The organism is Cupriavidus pauculus (genome assembly GCF_022179805.1).
Lineage (GTDB): Bacteria > Pseudomonadota > Gammaproteobacteria > Burkholderiales > Burkholderiaceae > Cupriavidus > Cupriavidus pauculus_E.
Window position 1 is genome coordinate 1 of the sequence record NZ_BPUO01000021.1, and the last position, 14,227, is coordinate 14,227.

Here is a 14,227-nt window from a genome sequence, read left to right on the forward strand (position 1 = left end):
GCGTGATGTCGATGCCGTTGAAAAGGATGGTGCCCGTGGTGGGCTCCAGGAATTTCGTGAGCAGATTGAAGCAGGTGGTCTTGCCCGCGCCGTTCGGTCCGATCAATGCATGGATCGAGCCGCGACGCACCTGCAGATCCACACCGCTGACCGCCGTGAAGCCCTTGAAGGTCTTGGTCAGGTTGCGGACTTCCAGTACGTTGGTAGTCATTCGATAGGGATTGAATATTGCGTATGCGCCTGCGTGTTTTCTCCCCTCTCCCGCTCCGCGGGAGAGGGGAGCACTGTCGTGGCGGGATGAGGGTTACTTCTTCACCAGCGGGCAGCGCGATTGCGACAGCGGCTGGAAGGCTTCCTCGGCGGGCACCGTGGCCACGAGCTTCAGGTAGTCCCACGGCGACTTGGAGTCGGCGGGCTTCTTCACTTCCATCAGGTACATGTCGTGCATCATGCGGCCGTCGGCGCGGATGTAGCCGTTCTTGGCAAAGGCGTCATTGATTTTCGCCTTCTTGAGCGCGGCCATCACCGTGTCCGAATCGTCGCTGCCGGTGGCCTGCACGGCCTTCAGGTATTGCAGCACGGCCGAATAGGTGCCGGCGTGCACCATGTTCGGCATGCGCTTCATGCGCGCGAAGAAGCGGGTGCCGAACTCACGCGTCTGCGGATTCAGGTCCCAGTACCAGGCGTCGGTCATCTTCATGCCCTGCGTCAGCTTCAGGCCCAGGCTGTGCACGTCGCTGATGGTCATCAGCAGGCCCACCAGCGTCTGGTTCTTCGGCAGGCCGAAGTCGTTGGCGGCCTTGATGGCGTTGATGGTGTCGCCGCCACCGTTGGCCAGCGCCACGACCTGCGCCTTCGCTGCCTGCGCCTGCAGCACGAACGACGAGAAGTCCGACGCGTTCAGAGGATGCTTGATCTGCCCCACGACGTTGCCGCCCGAAGCCTTCACCACGTCGGCCGTGGCGGTTTCCAGCGACGCGCCGAACGCGTAGTCGGCGGTCAGGAAGTACCAGCTCTTGAGGCCCTGCTTGACCATCGCCTTGCCGGCCACGTTGGCCAGCGCGTAGGTGTCGTACACGTAGTGCACGATGTACGGCGAGCATTCCTCGTTGGTGTGGCGCAGGTTGGCGCCGCCCGTGATCAGCGAGATGCGCTTCTTTTCCGAGGCAATGCGCGATACAGCCAGGGCGACCGACGAGTTGGGCAGGTCGACGATGGCGTCGACGCCGTCGCGGTCGATCCACTCGCGCGCACGGGCGCTGCCGATATCGGCCTTGTTCTGGTGATCGGCGGTGACCAGTTCGATCTTCTTGCCAGGCAGGCCGTTGCCAAAGTCCTCGATGGCCATCTTGGCGGCTTCGACCGAACCCTTGCCGGCGTAGTCGAGGTAGACGCCGGACAGGTCGGTCATGACCCCGATCTTCACGACATCGCCCGAAATGGCCGCATTGGCAGCGCCGGCAAACGTGGTCAGGCCGAGCGCCAGGGCGCCCAGCAGTGTGGCTCGCTTCATCTTCTTATCTCCGTGGTGGTGGTGCGCAATGAAATCGTCAGTCCGCCATATGCGGGTAGCGGTACTCGGCGGCGGGCACAAAGGTCTCCTTGACCGTGCGCGGCGATACCCAGCGCAGCAGGTTCAGTGCCGACCCCGCCTTGTCGTTGGTGCCGCTGCGGCGCGCGCCGCCAAACGGCTGCTGGCCGACCACGGCCCCGGTGGGCTTGTCGTTGATATAGAAATTGCCGGCGGCAAAGCGCAGCGCATCGGCCGCCTGCGCGATGGCCGCGCGGTCGGTGGCGAACACCGCGCCGGTCAGCGCGTACGGGCTGGTGCTGTCTACCAGCGCCAGTACCTCGGGCCAGTGGCTGTCGGCATAGACGTAGACGCTCAGCACGGGGCCGAACAGTTCGGTTTCCATCAGTGTGTGGCGCGGGTTGTCCACCTGCAGGACAGTGGGCTCGATGAAGTAGCCCACGCTGTCGTCTGCCCGGCCGCCGGTGATCACCTTCACGCTGCTGTCCTGGCTGGCGCGCTGCAGATGACCGTGGATGCGGTCAAATGCGCGGCGGTCGATCACGGCACCCATGAAGTTGGTGAAGTCGGTCACGTCGCCCATGCGGATCGTTTCCACCAGGGCCACCAGGCGCTCACGCACCTGCGGCCACAGCGACGCGGGGATATAGGCGCGCGATGCCGCGCTGCACTTCTGACCCTGGTACTCGAACGCGCCGCGCAGCAGCGCCACGGCCAGCGTCTCGGCATCGGCGGAAGGGTGGGCCAGCACGAAATCCTTGCCACCCGTTTCGCCCACCAGGCGCGGATAGCTGCGGTAGCGCGACACGTTGCGGCCGACTTCGCCCCACAGCGTGTCGAACACGGCCGTCGAGCCGGTGAAGTGGATGCCGGCCAGTTCCGGCCGCGCCAGTACGGCGTTGCTGACGGCCACGGGGTCGCCCGGCACGAAGTTGATGACGCCCTTGGGCAGGCCGGCGGCTTCGAGCAGTTCCATGAACAGGTAGTTCGACAGCGACGCCGTGGCGGCCGGCTTCCACAGCACGGTGTTGCCCATCAGCGCCGGTGCGATGGCCAGGTTGCCGCCGATGGCCGTGAAATTGAACGGCGTCACCGCGTAGACGAAGCCTTCCAGCGGGCGGTATTCCAGGTGGTTGCGCAGACCCCGCGACGAGATCGGCTGCATTGCCGACAGCTCGTGGGCGAACTGGACGTTGAACCGCAGGAAGTCGATCAGCTCGCAGGCCGAGTCGATTTCCGCCTGGTAGGCGGTCTTGCCCTGGCCGAGCATGGTGGCGGCATTGAGCCGGGCGCGCCACGGGCCGGCCAGCAAGTCCGCTGCCTTGAGGAACACGGCCGAGCGTTCGGCCAGCGTGGCATGGCTCCAGTCGCGCTGGGCCGCGATGGCGGCACCAATGGCGGCGTCGATGGTGGCTGCGCTGGCGTTGTGGATGCGGCCAAGTTGTTGCGCGTGGTCATGCGGGGCGGTCACGGTACCGGTGTCGCCGCTGGTGATGCGCTTGCCGCCGACCACTGCGGGAATGTCCAGTACCACCGATTGTTGCGCGCCCAGTTCGGCGATCAGTGCCTGCCGTTCGGCGCTGCCCGGTGCATAGGCGAGAACGGTTTCATTAGTGGTTTTTGGATAGGAATTGTTTACAGACATATACGACTGAGAAGCTATTGGATATTTAAAGTTTAAAATTGGATCCAATATAGCAGTGCAAATATTCAGGCACAATAGGGACCTCACTCGAATCGCACACCGATCTCCAGCACCTCCCATGTCCACGCAAACGGGCCGCGCAAGCGCCCCCACCAAGGGTTTACCCCAGATCATTCGTGACCAGCTTCGCTACGAAATCCTGAAAGGCACGCTGGCGGCCGGCGTGCAGTTGCGCCAGGACGCGTTGGCCGAGCGCTTCAATGCGAGCCGGATTCCGGTGCGCGAAGCACTGCGCCAGCTAGAAACGGAGGGATTGGTGACCTACCAGCGCAATCGCGGCGCGGTGGTGTCAGGCATGGATGTGACGCAGATCTGCGAACTGCTCGATATCCGCGTTGCGCTGGAATGCCACGCGGCGCGGCTGGGCGTGCCGAACATGGTCCAGCAGGACTTCCAGCAGATGCAGGAAATCCTGGACGCGTACTCGAAATCGGAGTCGCTGGTGGAGTGGGCCGAGTACAACCGGCGCTTCCACCTAGCGCTGTGCGCGCCCGCGAACAACAAGAAGCTGCGCCGGCTGATCGAGGAGTTCTGCCTCAATACCGACCGCTATACGCACGAGCAGATGTCGCTGGCCACGGGCAAGGACAGCCCGCAGGCCGATCACTACCGCATTCTGGAGGCGTGCAAGGCACGCGACGCGGAACAGGTGGCTAGTTTGCTTGAGGAACACATCCTGGAAACCAAGCGGAATTTGCTGGCCAGCGAGCGGATGAAGGAAGAGGACTAGTTTTCGGTCTCTCCCGTTTTTTCTCCCCTCTCTTGTTTTTCTCCCCTCTCCCGCGAAGTGGGAGAGGGGCGGGGGGTGTGGGCCGGCGGTTCAAGTTGGAACAAGTCGCAATTTGAACCTCGCTGCCCTCACCCCCAACCCCTCTCCCGCCTTGCGGGAGAGGGGAGTAAGACAGCAGTGCGACACAGGCCTTAACCCGGATGCACCACCACCAGCAGCGCCGTGGCCACGCTTTTCCCCGGGTTTCCAATCGCATGCGCAACGTCCGCACCATAACGTGCCGTCTCGCCATGCTTGAGCTTTCGTTCATCGGCACCTGACCGCACGGTCATCGCGCCGGCCAGCACCGACAGGTGTTCCTGCGTGCCCGCCTCGTGCGGCTCCGAAGCCAGCACACCCCCCGGCTGGATCGTCAATTCATACCATTCAAAGCGTCCGGCCAGGTCGATTGGCCCCAGGATGCGCAGTTCGCAACGCGCGTCCGGGCTCTTGAGCGCCGGCACCGCGTGCGACTGCACCACGGTAATGGCCGGCGCCGACGCCGCGCCCGATCCCTGCGCCAGGAAATCGGTCAGACTGACACCCAGCGCGTTAGCCAGCCGCCACAGCACCGCCACCGTGGGATTGGCCAGGTTCCGTTCGATCTGCGAAAGCATAGACTTGGAGACACCGGCGCGGCGCGACAGGTCGTCCAGCGATAGCTGCTGGGCCTGGCGCAGTGCCTGCAGGGCGCTGCCCACCGCCGGCGGGCCTTCGACGGCCACGGACGGTTTGGCGGAGGAGGGTTGCGTCATCGACATTCGTTCGTTATAGTGCACGTCACGTTCGTTATATAGAACACGTTCGATTTATCGATCGAACGATCCGAGACACTACCACCGGGAGTCTGGCCATGTCGAGTGCCGAGGCTTTTTATGCATCGATCCGTGCGGAACTGGATGCCATCCGCGAAGCTGGCCTGTATAAGCGCGAGCGCATCATCGCCACGCCGCAGGGCGCCACCATCCGCACCGCGGACGGGCGCGAAGTCATCAACCTGTGCGCCAACAACTATCTTGGCCTGTCGTCGCACCCAAAGGTGATGGAAGCCGCCCATGCGGCGCTGCGCACGCATGGCTATGGCCTGTCGTCGGTGCGCTTCATCTGCGGCACGCAGGACCTGCACAAGGAACTGGAAGGGCGGCTGGCCCGCTTCCTGGGCACCGAGGACACCATTCTTTATGGCTCCGCGTTCGATGCCAACGGCGGGCTGTTCGAGACACTGCTGGGGCCGGAAGACGCCGTGATCAGTGACGAGCTGAATCACGCGTCGATCATCGACGGCATCCGCCTGTCCAAGGCGCGCCGCTATCGCTACAAGCACAACGACCTCGACGACCTGCGCGCGCAACTGCAGCAGGCTGATGCCGATGGCGCGCGCTTCAAGCTGGTGTTCTCCGACGGTGTGTTCTCGATGGACGGCACCGTGGCCCGGCTGGATGAGATCCGCAAGATCTGCGACGCGCACGGCGCGCTGCTGGGCATCGACGAATGCCATGCCTCCGGCTTCATGGGGCCGCGCGGACGCGGAACGCACGAAGCGCGCGGCCTGTTCGGCAAGATCGACATCATCACCGGCACGTTGGGCAAGGCACTGGGCGGCGCATCGGGCGGCTTCACGACGGGGCGCAAGGAAGTGATCGACCTGCTGCGGCAGCGCTCGCGCCCGTATCTGTTCAGCAATACCGTGGCGCCGGCCATCGTGGGCGCCAGCATCGCCGTGCTGGACCTGCTCGAAGCCAGCACCGAACTGCGCGACAAGCTGGAGCGGAACACGAAGTTCTTCCGCGACGGCATCGTCAAGCTGGGCTTCGACATCAAGCCTGGGGACCATCCGATTGTGCCGATCATGGTCTACGACGCCGAAAAAGCACAGAAGCTGGCCGAGCGGCTGCTCGAACTCGGCGTCTACGTGGTGGGCTTTTTCTACCCCGTGGTGCCCAAGGGCCAGGCGCGCATTCGCGTGCAGATGAGCGCGATTCACGATGAAGGTACGCTGCAAACCGCGCTCGATGCGTTTGCCAAGGCTGGCCGTGAGCTGGGATTGATTCAATGACTGAAGCAGCAAACAACGCGGCGCCCAAGATCCTGATCATCGGTGCCAACGGCCAACTGGGTTCCGAACTGGCGTTGGCGCTGGCCGAGCGCCATGGCAGGGAACAGGTCGTGACGTCCGATGTGGTGCCTACCGGGCGCCATGTGCATATCGCCCATGAGATGCTCAACGTCACCGACCGCGGCGAGCTGACCACGGTGATCGAGCGGCATGGCATCACGCAGATCTACCTGCTGGCCGCGGCGTTGTCCGCCACTGGCGAGAAGGCGCCGCAGTGGGCGTGGAACCTGAACATGACGGGTCTGCTGAACGTGCTGGAAGCCGCGCGCCATCACGGCATCGAACGCGTGTTCTGGCCCAGTTCCATCGCCGCGTTCGGACCGACCACGCCGCGTACGGACACACCGCAGAAGACCGTCATGGAGCCCACCACCGTGTACGGCATCTCCAAGCAGGCCGGAGAAGGCTGGTGCCGCTGGTATTTCGAGAACCATGGCGTGGACGTGCGCAGCCTGCGCTATCCGGGGCTGATTTCGCACAAGACGCCACCCGGCGGCGGCACCACCGACTATGCGGTAGACATCTTCCACCACGCGATGCGCGGCCTGCCTTATACGTGCTTCCTGAAGGACGACGAGCGTCTGCCGATGATGTACATGGACGACGCGATCCGCGCCACGCTGGAACTGATGGACGCGCCACGCGAAGCCGTGCGCGAGCGGGGCAGCTACAACCTTGCCGGCATGAGCTTCACGCCGGCCGAGATCGCCGCCGCCATCCGCCTGCGCGAACCGGAATTCGAGATCCGCTACGAGCCGGACTACCGCCAGGCCATCGCGCAGGGCTGGCCCGATTCGATCGACGACAGCGCCGCGCGTGCCGACTGGGGCTGGCAGCCCAGGTACGACCTGCAGGCCATGGTCGACGACATGCTCGACAACCTCAGGCAGGCGTTGGCAAAGGACGCCGCTACGGCGGGCTGACCGGGTTGCCGGTCACCTGGCCGGGCCAGTAGGCAAAGCGCCAGTCCTGATAGCTGGCGGCATGCGCCAGGCCCGGCTCGTCGTCCGGGAAGTTGTCTTGCTGAAGCGGACGTTTGGTCGATGCGCTGTGCACACCCATGAAACCGTCACCAGGGGCCGGCAGGTAGATCCAGTCGGCGCCGGTCACCGGACCGCGCCATGCGCGGCGCAGCCATCGGCGTGTCTGCCCCGTACGATTGTCCTCGACCAGGTCGTCCAGCGTGCGGGGATACAGCCCATCCCCGTTCTCCACATAGCGCCGCACGGCCTCGCGGACCTCGTGACCGACGTGCCGCAGTTCAAACTCGCGCTCGCGCTGGACGCGTGTCTGCCAGACCTCGCCCACCTTCATCAGGTAAATGCCCATTACCGCCACGGCCGCCAGGCAGAGGATCAGCGAAAAGCCGCGCTGGCGGCGGCTACAGGTCCTGGACGGCGTGCCATCGCGGGCCTTTCCGGTGGCGGTGCTGCGTACGTCGAACACGCCCTAGGCACTGCCGGCTACGGGCGCGCCGATGCCCGAGGACTCGGCCGGCGGGGGGACGATTGCCCAGCTCGTGCTGCTCTGCGTGATCGGGTCGACCGGTAACTGGCGCAGGTACGCGCACTCGACCAGCACTTCCAGCGAGGCGGGGTAGCCGCCATGGTCGGCGTGAAAGCGGTCGATGGCCTCGCGCATCGTCATCAGGGTGTGCCGCAGGACCACTTCCTCGGCCCGATCGGTCTGGGTAGCATAGCGTGGCACGACCAGCGTCATCAACGACGCCATGATGGCCAGCATCACCAGCAGTTCGATCAGGGTGAATCCGGCGCGCCGCCACGGCGTGCCCTGGCGTCGTTTCATTACCACTCCTTGTAGGGAACCCCATTGATGCCGGCTTCCGTCGACTTCGAATAGACATCGAAGACGTCGTCCCCGGCCTCGGGTGCGTCCGGCGGGCTTGCGTAGGAGCGCAATCCCCAGGTGTCGATGTCGGGCACGCCGGGACACGCGCACATCGGGTCGCGCGGGATGCGGCGCAGGAAGTAGAGCTTGGCCCCGGCCGGATTCCGGATGTCGGTCACGCCTTCGACCAGCGTCGCCAGCGTGGGCGGATATCCGCTGGCGCCGACCATGCGTGTCATGCGTCCCCCGTCCATGGCCGCCTTGTGCGCATCGATGGCGCCGCGGATCTGCCACAGCGCGCGGCGCAGCTCGGTTTCCCGGTTCTGCTTGGCGGCGATACGCGCCAGCGGCCACGCGGACATCGCCAGCGTCGCCAGAAGGGTGAGCGTGCGGCTGGCGTGCCGCGTGTTGCCATGGGACGGTGTCAGGAAATGGATGCTGGTCTTGCCCTGGTTGGGCACGACGTAGATGGTCGGCTTGGGCGACTCGTTGTTGGTGACGGTGACGAGCAGGTCCGGCGTGGCTAAGGCGGTGTGTAAGCGCCGATATCGAACCAGAGCTTCGCCATCGGGCTGGCGGGATGGCCAAAGTAGATGGGGTGGTCCGCACCGGGGCGTTGACCGGGGTGGGCAAATCGGTCGGCGGCCCACACGCGATTTTTGAAGTTGACGCAGCTTTCCGGACCGTAGTGGTCGGTACTGCGCCATTCGGCAATGTGACGGCAGGCGTCCGGAGTTGTTGGACGGGCTGCGTTGGCGTTGGCTGTCGTCATGAGCAGCAGCGCCATGACAGCAGACGGAATGGCTGCTTGCCGGAACAGTTTGTTTTGAGTGTCCATGGTCTCTCGCAGGAGTGGCTGATAAGGCGCGGAACCGATTCGGCGCTCTGACTCTGAGCCATGGGGGCAGCCCTATGAATCGCCGTTCAGCAAAAACCGGCGGGCATTGCGTGGTGAGGGTGGAACAGAAAGATTTTTGGGAAGGTTGTCTCAAAGCGTCTTTTCGGATGCCCGGCGGGAACACGTGTTGCGCAACGCACTCTTAACTAGTTTGCAAAGAAATCATTTGTATTCTAATTAATTCACGTCTATCATTCGGCCCATGCCAAACATAGACGCCCTCCGATTCGCCTTCACCGGACAACTGATGCTGTCCGGTCGCCAATGGCGCCAGATCAGCCAGGCCGCAGTCACCGCCCACGGCATTTCTGCCGCGGCCGCCGCGCCCTTGCTGTTTATCCGTCGCCTGGGCGGCGGCGTGCGCCAGGTGACGCTGGCCGACTACGTGGGTGTGGAAGGCGCCACCCTGGTGCGACTGGTGGACCAGTTGTGTGCCGCCGGGCTGGTGCGCCGCGAGGTGGACCCCAGCGACCGGCGCGCTAACGTGCTGTCGCTGACTGACGCCGGCGAGCGCATGGCCGAGCAGATCGAGGTGGAACTCAAGCAATTGCGCGCCGAGGTGTTCGCGGATGTCAGCGAAGCCGACATGGCCGCCGCGCTGCGCGTGCTCGATGCACTGTCGCAAGCCGCGGCCAATGCGTCGGCGGCGAGCAAGCAGGAGTCCTGAGCGCCATGGTTAGCTGGCCGTCCGCCAGGGACTGGGTTTTTTCGTTCAAGGCCTTCATCGCCGCGATGCTGGCCCTGTGGATCGCGATGTACCTGGGTCTGCCCCGTCCGTACTGGGCGATGGGCTCCGTCTATATCGTGGCGCACCCGCTTACCGGTGCCACGCGTTCCAAGGCGCTGTACCGCGTGCTGGGCACGCTGATCGGCGCCGCCGCCGGCGTGGCCATGGTGCCGCCGCTGGTCAATTCCCCGCCGTTGCTGATGGGGGCCGTCGCAATCTGGGTGGCCTGCCTGCTCTACGTGGCTCTGCTGCATCGCACGCCGCGCAGCTACGTGTTCATGCTCGCCGCCTACACGCTGCCGCTGGTGGCGCTGCCGTCGGTCGACAACCCGGTCGGCATCTTCGACCTGGCCGTGGCCCGTTCCGAGGAAATCTGCCTGGGCATCCTGTGCGCGGCCGTGGTGGGCGCCGTGATCATGCCGGCCAGCGTGGCCGACGTGCTGCGCGACAAGTCGCGCCAGTGGATGGCCGACGCCACGCTCTGGGCATCGGACATGCTGTCGCTGGCGCCCGGCGCATCGGTATCGCGCCATCACAGCCGCCATCGTCTGGCCGCCGACATCCTGGCGCTGGACCAGTTGATCAGCCAGTTGAGCTACGACGCCGAAAGCGCCACCCGTGTGCATGCCGCCCGCGAGTTGCGCGGCCGCATGACGATGCTGCTGCCCGTGTTGTCGTCGCTGTCGACGATCGTCGAATCGCTGCAGGCCGCTGGCGGCGTTCCCGCCCCGCTGGCCGCGCAGATGCACGCGGTCAGGGCCTGGATCCAGGCTGGCGCGGCACCCGACGCGCGTCCGGTGCTGACGTCCACGCCGCTGCAGCAAGGCTGGGACGCCGCGCTGGTGACCGCCGCCGAAGACCGCCTCCAGCAGATGCTGGCCCTGTGGCACGACTGCGTGACGCTGTGCCGGCGCCTGGGCGAGAAGCACGCCGAGGGCCAGTGGATGCCCGAATTCCTGCGCTGGGAGGTGGGCCGTGCCCGCCACTATGACCACGGCATGCTGCTGTTTTCGACCGTGACCGTGGCCATGGCGATCTACGCGATGGGCATGGTGTGGATCCACACGGGCTGGGCCGATGGCGCGGGCGCCGTGGCGCTGGGCGCGATTTCCTGCTGCTTCTTTGCCGCGCTGGACGAACCCGCGCCGATGATCCGGTCGTTCTTCAACTGGAATATCGTCTGCCTGCTGATCTCGCTGGTGATGCTGTTCGCCGTGCTGCCCGTGGCGCACGACTTCGAGATGCTGGTGCTGATGTTCGCCGTGCCGTACCTGATCATCGGCCTGCTCGTGGCGCAGCCGCGCCTGGCGATGATCGGCATGCCGCTGGCGGTGGTCACGGCCAACGACATCGGTATCCAGGGCGCCTACAGCGCCAACTTCCAGTCGTTCTTCAACAGCAACATCGCCGGCATCGCGGGCATTGCGTTCGCGCTGGTCTGGACGCTGGTGGTGCGGCCGTTCGGCACGCGTGCCGCCACGCGCCGGCTGGTGCGGGCCGGCTGGAGCGATATCGCCGAGAACGCGCTGGGCAAGCACCCCGATTCGCATACCCGGCTGCGCGCCCGCATGCTGGACCGTCTGGCGCAACTGGTGCCGCGCCTGGCCGCCAGCGAGAGCGAAGTGTCCACCGATGGCTTTAGCGAAGTGCGCGTGGAGCTGACGGCGCTGGCGCTGCAGCGCGAGATGGCCGACATGCCCGCCGACGAGCAACATGCGGTGCGCCGCGTGCTGCGCAGTATTTCCACCTACTACAAGGCGCGCCTCGATGGCACCGCCGATGCGCCGCCCGCCGCGTTGCGCACACGCCTGGCCAACGCCCAGGGTAAGGTGCGCTCGCCCGTGGCGCTGGCGGCGCTGGTCGACATGCAGGTGGCCCTGTTTCCGCCGGCGCTGCCGGCAACCGTTTCCGGAAAAGCATGATGCCCGGTGAAATCAGTATCTATGGCGTGTTCATCCCCAGCCTGCTGGTGTGGATGCTCGCCGCCTTCATTGTCACCAGTGCCGCACGCGCGGTGTTGTCGCGCGTGGGCTTCTACCGGCTTGTGTGGCACCGATCCCTTTTCAATCTGGCGCTGTACGCGATCATCCTCGGTGGGGTGGTGGCCATGGTGCCGTGGCTGCAATCATGAAACTCAGACTCTCTTCGCTCGGGCCGGTCGTGTTGACGCTGGCCGTCACTGCCGTTGGCGCGGTCGTCGTCAAACACCTGTGGGACTACTACACGGTGGCCCCGTGGACCCGCGACGGCCACATCCGTGCCGATGTAGTGCAGGTGGCGCCTGATGTCTCGGGGCTGGTCACGCGCATCGCCGTCAAGGACAACCAGCACGTGAAGGCCGGCGACGTCCTGTTCGAGATCGATCACGAACGCTACGCGCTGGCGCTGCGCCAGGCCGAAGCCACGGCCGCCGCGGTGCGCGCCAACCTGGCGCAGGCGCGCCGCGAGGCGTCGCGCAGCCAGAAGCTGTCTGACGTGGTGTCGAAGGAAATCATCGAAGAAGGCCTGGCCAAGGTGCAGCAGGGCGAGGCGCAATTGGCGCAGGCCGATGCGGCCATCGGCGTGGCGAAGCTGAACCTGGAGCGCACGAAGGTGATGAGCCCGGTGGAAGGCTACGTCAATGACCGCCTGCCACGCCTGGGCGACTACGTGGTAACCGGCAAGCCGGTGCTGTCGATGGTCGATTCGCGGTCGTTCCACGTGGAAGGGTACTTCGAGGAAACCAAGCTGCAGGGCATCCATATTGGCAGCCCGGTGGACATCCGCATCATGGGCGAGAAGCGCGTGCTGCAGGGCCACGTGCAGAGCATCGCGGCCGGTATCGAGGACCGCGACCGCACCAATGGGTCGAACCTGCTGCCGAACGTGAATCCCACGTTCAACTGGGTGCGGCTGGCCCAGCGCGTGCCGGTGCGTATCCAGTTCGACCAGATGCCCGAGGACGTGCGGCTGGTGGCGGGCCGTACCGCCACGGTGTCGGTGACGGGCGACGGCAAGTCGGCCCCGGCCAACGACAAGCCGTCCGCCGCGCCGGCGGCGACAAGTAGCAATGCCTCGCATGACAAGGTCGCGCTGGCCGGCAAGGGCGCGGCAACAACCGGAGTGCTGCAGTGAAACGCTTTGCCCGTGCCTCGCTGGCGGCGATGTTGCCGCTGGCGCTGGCCGCCTGCATGACCGTCGGCCCTGACCACAAGGTGCCCGACAACGCCGCCGTGAAGGCGGCCGCCGCCAACGGCCCGTTTGCCCACACCGACAGCGACGCCGTGTCCATCGGCGAAGTGCCCAATGACTGGTGGCGCCTGTACGACGATCCGCATATCGACGACCTGGTGCAGCAGGCGCTGGTCGCCAACACCGACCTGCGCGTGGCCGCGGCCAACCTGAAGCGGTCGATCGCCGTCTATCACGAGGTGGAAGCCGAGAACCTGCCGGAAGCCAAGTTCCGCGCCAGTGCGGAGCGCGGCCAGATTGCCGGAGAACCGCTGCTGCACGAGGAAAAGATCCCGGCGATGAACTTTGGCGACATCGGCTTCGAGGTGTCGTACCTGATCGATTTCTGGGGCAAGCTCAAGCGCGCCGACGAGGCCGCGCTGGCGGCGGCGCAAGCCAGCCATGCCGCGCTGGACCAGGCCCGGGTGGGTGTGGTGGCGGAGACCGTGCGCGCCTATGTGCAAGGCTGCACGGCCACGCACGAACTGCATGTGGCGCAGCACCAACTCGACCTGCAGGAGCGTGGCGTGACGCTGGCGCAGAAGCTGGTGGACGCCGGGCGCGGCCAGCCCACCGATCTGCTGCGCGCGCAGGCTCAGGCCGACACGCTGCGCGCGGTGCTGCCGAAGTATCGTGCCGAGCAGGAAGGTGCGGCCTACCGTCTGGCCGTGATGCTGGGCAAGCCGCCCATGGCGCTCGATGTGAAGAGCGTGGCCTGCGAACACGTGCCCGCGCTGAAGCAGGCGCTGCCCGTGGGCGATGGCACGGCGCTGCTCAAGCGGCGCCCCGACGTGCGCCAGGCCGAGCGCGAACTGGCGTCCGCCACGGCCAAGATCGGCGTGGCCACGGCCGACCTGTTCCCGCAGATCCGCATTGGCGCATCGGCCGGCTTCACCGGTATTCTCGATCACCTGGGCCAGGCGCCGACCGCGCACTGGGGCTGGGGACCGGCCCTATCGTGGACCATCCCCACCAGCGGCACGCGTGCACGCATCCACAACATGGAGTTCGGTGCCGAAGGCGCACTCGCGCATTTCGACGGCGTGGTGCTGAAGGCGTTGCGCGAGACACAGAGCGCGCTATCGGCTTACTCGCACGAGCTGGAGCGCAACCAGTCGCTGCGCGCCGCCCGCGACAAGGCCGACGAGGCCGCGCGCCAGAACCGCCTGCTCTGGCAGGCCGGCCGCTCGCCGTACCTGCAGAGCCTGGACGCCGACCGCACGCTGGCCAACACCGATGCCGCACTGGCCGCCTCCGATGCGCAGGTAGCGATGGACCAGATCAACCTGTTCCTGGCGCTGGGCGGTGGGTGGCAGAACGCGCCGGCGATTGCTGTGACTGCACAATAAAGTCAGGATATGGTTGGTCTGAAAGGCCGGGATTGCTTTGCCTGGCTTGATTTCGAAGACTTTCCGCCGCCAGA

At 65.7% G+C, this 14,227-nt stretch carries 16 protein-coding genes; 8 read left to right on the forward strand and 8 right to left on the reverse strand.

Features of this window, described 5'->3' with window-relative positions:
- From MFF62_RS28005 to pruA, 3 genes are all read right to left on the reverse strand, one after another.
- Positions 1-211: ATP-binding cassette domain-containing protein (locus tag MFF62_RS28005; protein ID WP_238266698.1), on the reverse strand; the 211-nt coding region annotated here is incomplete at its 3' end.
- A gap of 93 nt (positions 212-304) precedes the next feature.
- Positions 305-1,513 carry an ABC transporter substrate-binding protein gene (locus MFF62_RS28010; protein WP_238266699.1) on the reverse strand — a complete coding sequence of 403 codons (1,209 nt, stop codon included), beginning with the start codon at positions 1,511-1,513 and terminating at the stop codon, positions 305-307.
- A gap of 37 nt (positions 1,514-1,550) precedes the next feature.
- On the reverse strand, positions 1,551-3,176 hold the full coding sequence (gene pruA / locus MFF62_RS28015) for an L-glutamate gamma-semialdehyde dehydrogenase (protein WP_238266700.1): 1,626 nt from the start codon (positions 3,174-3,176) through the stop codon (positions 1,551-1,553).
- 118 nt (positions 3,177-3,294) lie between these two features.
- On the opposite strand from pruA, the gene MFF62_RS28020 reads away from it, so the two are divergent.
- Entirely contained in the window at positions 3,295-3,966 is a 672-nt protein-coding gene (locus MFF62_RS28020; protein WP_238266701.1) for a GntR family transcriptional regulator, read from the forward strand.
- 191 nt (positions 3,967-4,157) lie between these two features.
- Here MFF62_RS28020 and MFF62_RS28025 read toward each other — a convergent pair whose 3' ends face one another.
- Positions 4,158-4,760 carry a helix-turn-helix domain-containing protein gene (locus MFF62_RS28025; protein WP_238266702.1) on the reverse strand — a complete coding sequence of 201 codons (603 nt, stop codon included), beginning with the start codon at positions 4,758-4,760 and terminating at the stop codon, positions 4,158-4,160.
- A 98-nt stretch (positions 4,761-4,858) separates the two neighbouring features.
- Between MFF62_RS28025 and kbl the strand changes: the two genes are divergently transcribed.
- Positions 4,859-6,061 carry a glycine C-acetyltransferase gene (kbl, locus tag MFF62_RS28030; RefSeq protein WP_238266704.1) on the forward strand — a complete coding sequence of 401 codons (1,203 nt, stop codon included), beginning with the start codon at positions 4,859-4,861 and terminating at the stop codon, positions 6,059-6,061.
- Positions 6,058-7,044 (forward strand): NAD-dependent epimerase/dehydratase family protein, encoded by a 987-nt coding sequence (locus MFF62_RS28035; protein WP_238266707.1) that lies wholly within the window; start codon positions 6,058-6,060, stop codon positions 7,042-7,044. The genes kbl and MFF62_RS28035 overlap by 4 nt, the downstream gene beginning before the upstream one ends.
- On the opposite strand, the gene MFF62_RS28040 is transcribed toward MFF62_RS28035, so the two are convergent.
- From MFF62_RS28040 to MFF62_RS28055, 4 genes are all read right to left on the reverse strand, one after another.
- The gene (locus MFF62_RS28040; protein ID WP_238266709.1) at positions 7,031-7,567 is read right to left on the reverse strand and encodes a type II secretion system protein; all 537 of its coding nucleotides are present in this window, start codon (positions 7,565-7,567) and stop codon (positions 7,031-7,033) included. The two genes, MFF62_RS28035 and MFF62_RS28040, sit on opposite strands and share 14 nt — an antisense overlap.
- Before the next feature lie 3 nt (positions 7,568-7,570).
- On the reverse strand, positions 7,571-7,927 hold the full coding sequence (locus tag MFF62_RS28045; protein ID WP_238266711.1) for a type II secretion system protein: 357 nt from the start codon (positions 7,925-7,927) through the stop codon (positions 7,571-7,573).
- Positions 7,927-8,346 carry a hypothetical protein gene (locus MFF62_RS28050; RefSeq protein ID WP_404990851.1) on the reverse strand — a complete coding sequence of 140 codons (420 nt, stop codon included), beginning with the start codon at positions 8,344-8,346 and terminating at the stop codon, positions 7,927-7,929. The genes MFF62_RS28045 and MFF62_RS28050 overlap by 1 nt, the downstream gene beginning before the upstream one ends.
- Positions 8,347-8,492: 146 nt before the next feature.
- Positions 8,493-8,807 (reverse strand): hypothetical protein, encoded by a 315-nt coding sequence (locus tag MFF62_RS28055; protein WP_238266714.1) that lies wholly within the window; start codon positions 8,805-8,807, stop codon positions 8,493-8,495.
- Positions 8,808-9,069: 262 nt separating this feature from the next.
- Between MFF62_RS28055 and MFF62_RS28060 the strand changes: the two genes are divergently transcribed.
- Genes MFF62_RS28060 through MFF62_RS28080 form a run of 5 tightly spaced genes read left to right on the forward strand, consistent with a single transcriptional unit; the run spans position 9,070 to position 14,153 of the window.
- On the forward strand, positions 9,070-9,534 hold the full coding sequence (locus MFF62_RS28060) for a MarR family winged helix-turn-helix transcriptional regulator (protein WP_238266716.1): 465 nt from the start codon (positions 9,070-9,072) through the stop codon (positions 9,532-9,534).
- Positions 9,535-9,539: 5 nt separating this feature from the next.
- Entirely contained in the window at positions 9,540-11,516 is a 1,977-nt protein-coding gene (locus MFF62_RS28065) for an FUSC family protein (protein WP_238266718.1), read from the forward strand.
- Positions 11,516-11,725 carry a DUF1656 domain-containing protein gene (locus MFF62_RS28070; RefSeq protein WP_238266917.1) on the forward strand — a complete coding sequence of 70 codons (210 nt, stop codon included), beginning with the start codon at positions 11,516-11,518 and terminating at the stop codon, positions 11,723-11,725. The genes MFF62_RS28065 and MFF62_RS28070 overlap by 1 nt, the downstream gene beginning before the upstream one ends.
- Positions 11,722-12,708, forward strand: a complete 987-nt coding sequence (locus tag MFF62_RS28075; protein WP_238266720.1) for an efflux RND transporter periplasmic adaptor subunit — start codon at positions 11,722-11,724, stop codon at positions 12,706-12,708. The genes MFF62_RS28070 and MFF62_RS28075 overlap by 4 nt, the downstream gene beginning before the upstream one ends.
- Positions 12,705-14,153 (forward strand): efflux transporter outer membrane subunit, encoded by a 1,449-nt coding sequence (locus MFF62_RS28080; protein WP_238266721.1) that lies wholly within the window; start codon positions 12,705-12,707, stop codon positions 14,151-14,153. The genes MFF62_RS28075 and MFF62_RS28080 overlap by 4 nt, the downstream gene beginning before the upstream one ends.
- Positions 14,154-14,227: the final 74 nt, after the last annotated feature.

What these genes read in the sequence shown, in the direction of transcription:
- kbl (WP_238266704.1), top strand. Translation starts at nt 4,859, where the DNA reads ATGTCGAGTGCCGAGGCTTTTTATGCATCGATCCGTGCGGAACTGGAT.
- MFF62_RS28065 (WP_238266718.1), top strand. Translation starts at nt 9,540, where the DNA reads ATGGTTAGCTGGCCGTCCGCCAGGGACTGGGTTTTTTCGTTCAAGGCC.
- MFF62_RS28075 (WP_238266720.1), top strand. Translation starts at nt 11,722, where the DNA reads ATGAAACTCAGACTCTCTTCGCTCGGGCCGGTCGTGTTGACGCTGGCC.
- MFF62_RS28070 (WP_238266917.1), top strand. Translation starts at nt 11,516, where the DNA reads ATGCCCGGTGAAATCAGTATCTATGGCGTGTTCATCCCCAGCCTGCTG.
- MFF62_RS28010 (WP_238266699.1), bottom strand. Translation starts at nt 1,513, where the DNA reads ATGAAGCGAGCCACACTGCTGGGCGCCCTGGCGCTCGGCCTGACCACG.
- MFF62_RS28055 (WP_238266714.1), bottom strand. Translation starts at nt 8,807, where the DNA reads ATGGACACTCAAAACAAACTGTTCCGGCAAGCAGCCATTCCGTCTGCT.
- MFF62_RS28035 (WP_238266707.1), top strand. Translation starts at nt 6,058, where the DNA reads ATGACTGAAGCAGCAAACAACGCGGCGCCCAAGATCCTGATCATCGGT.
- MFF62_RS28060 (WP_238266716.1), top strand. Translation starts at nt 9,070, where the DNA reads ATGCCAAACATAGACGCCCTCCGATTCGCCTTCACCGGACAACTGATG.
- pruA (WP_238266700.1), bottom strand. Translation starts at nt 3,176, where the DNA reads ATGTCTGTAAACAATTCCTATCCAAAAACCACTAATGAAACCGTTCTC.
- MFF62_RS28025 (WP_238266702.1), bottom strand. Translation starts at nt 4,760, where the DNA reads ATGACGCAACCCTCCTCCGCCAAACCGTCCGTGGCCGTCGAAGGCCCG.
- MFF62_RS28020 (WP_238266701.1), top strand. Translation starts at nt 3,295, where the DNA reads ATGTCCACGCAAACGGGCCGCGCAAGCGCCCCCACCAAGGGTTTACCC.
- MFF62_RS28045 (WP_238266711.1), bottom strand. Translation starts at nt 7,927, where the DNA reads ATGAAACGACGCCAGGGCACGCCGTGGCGGCGCGCCGGATTCACCCTG.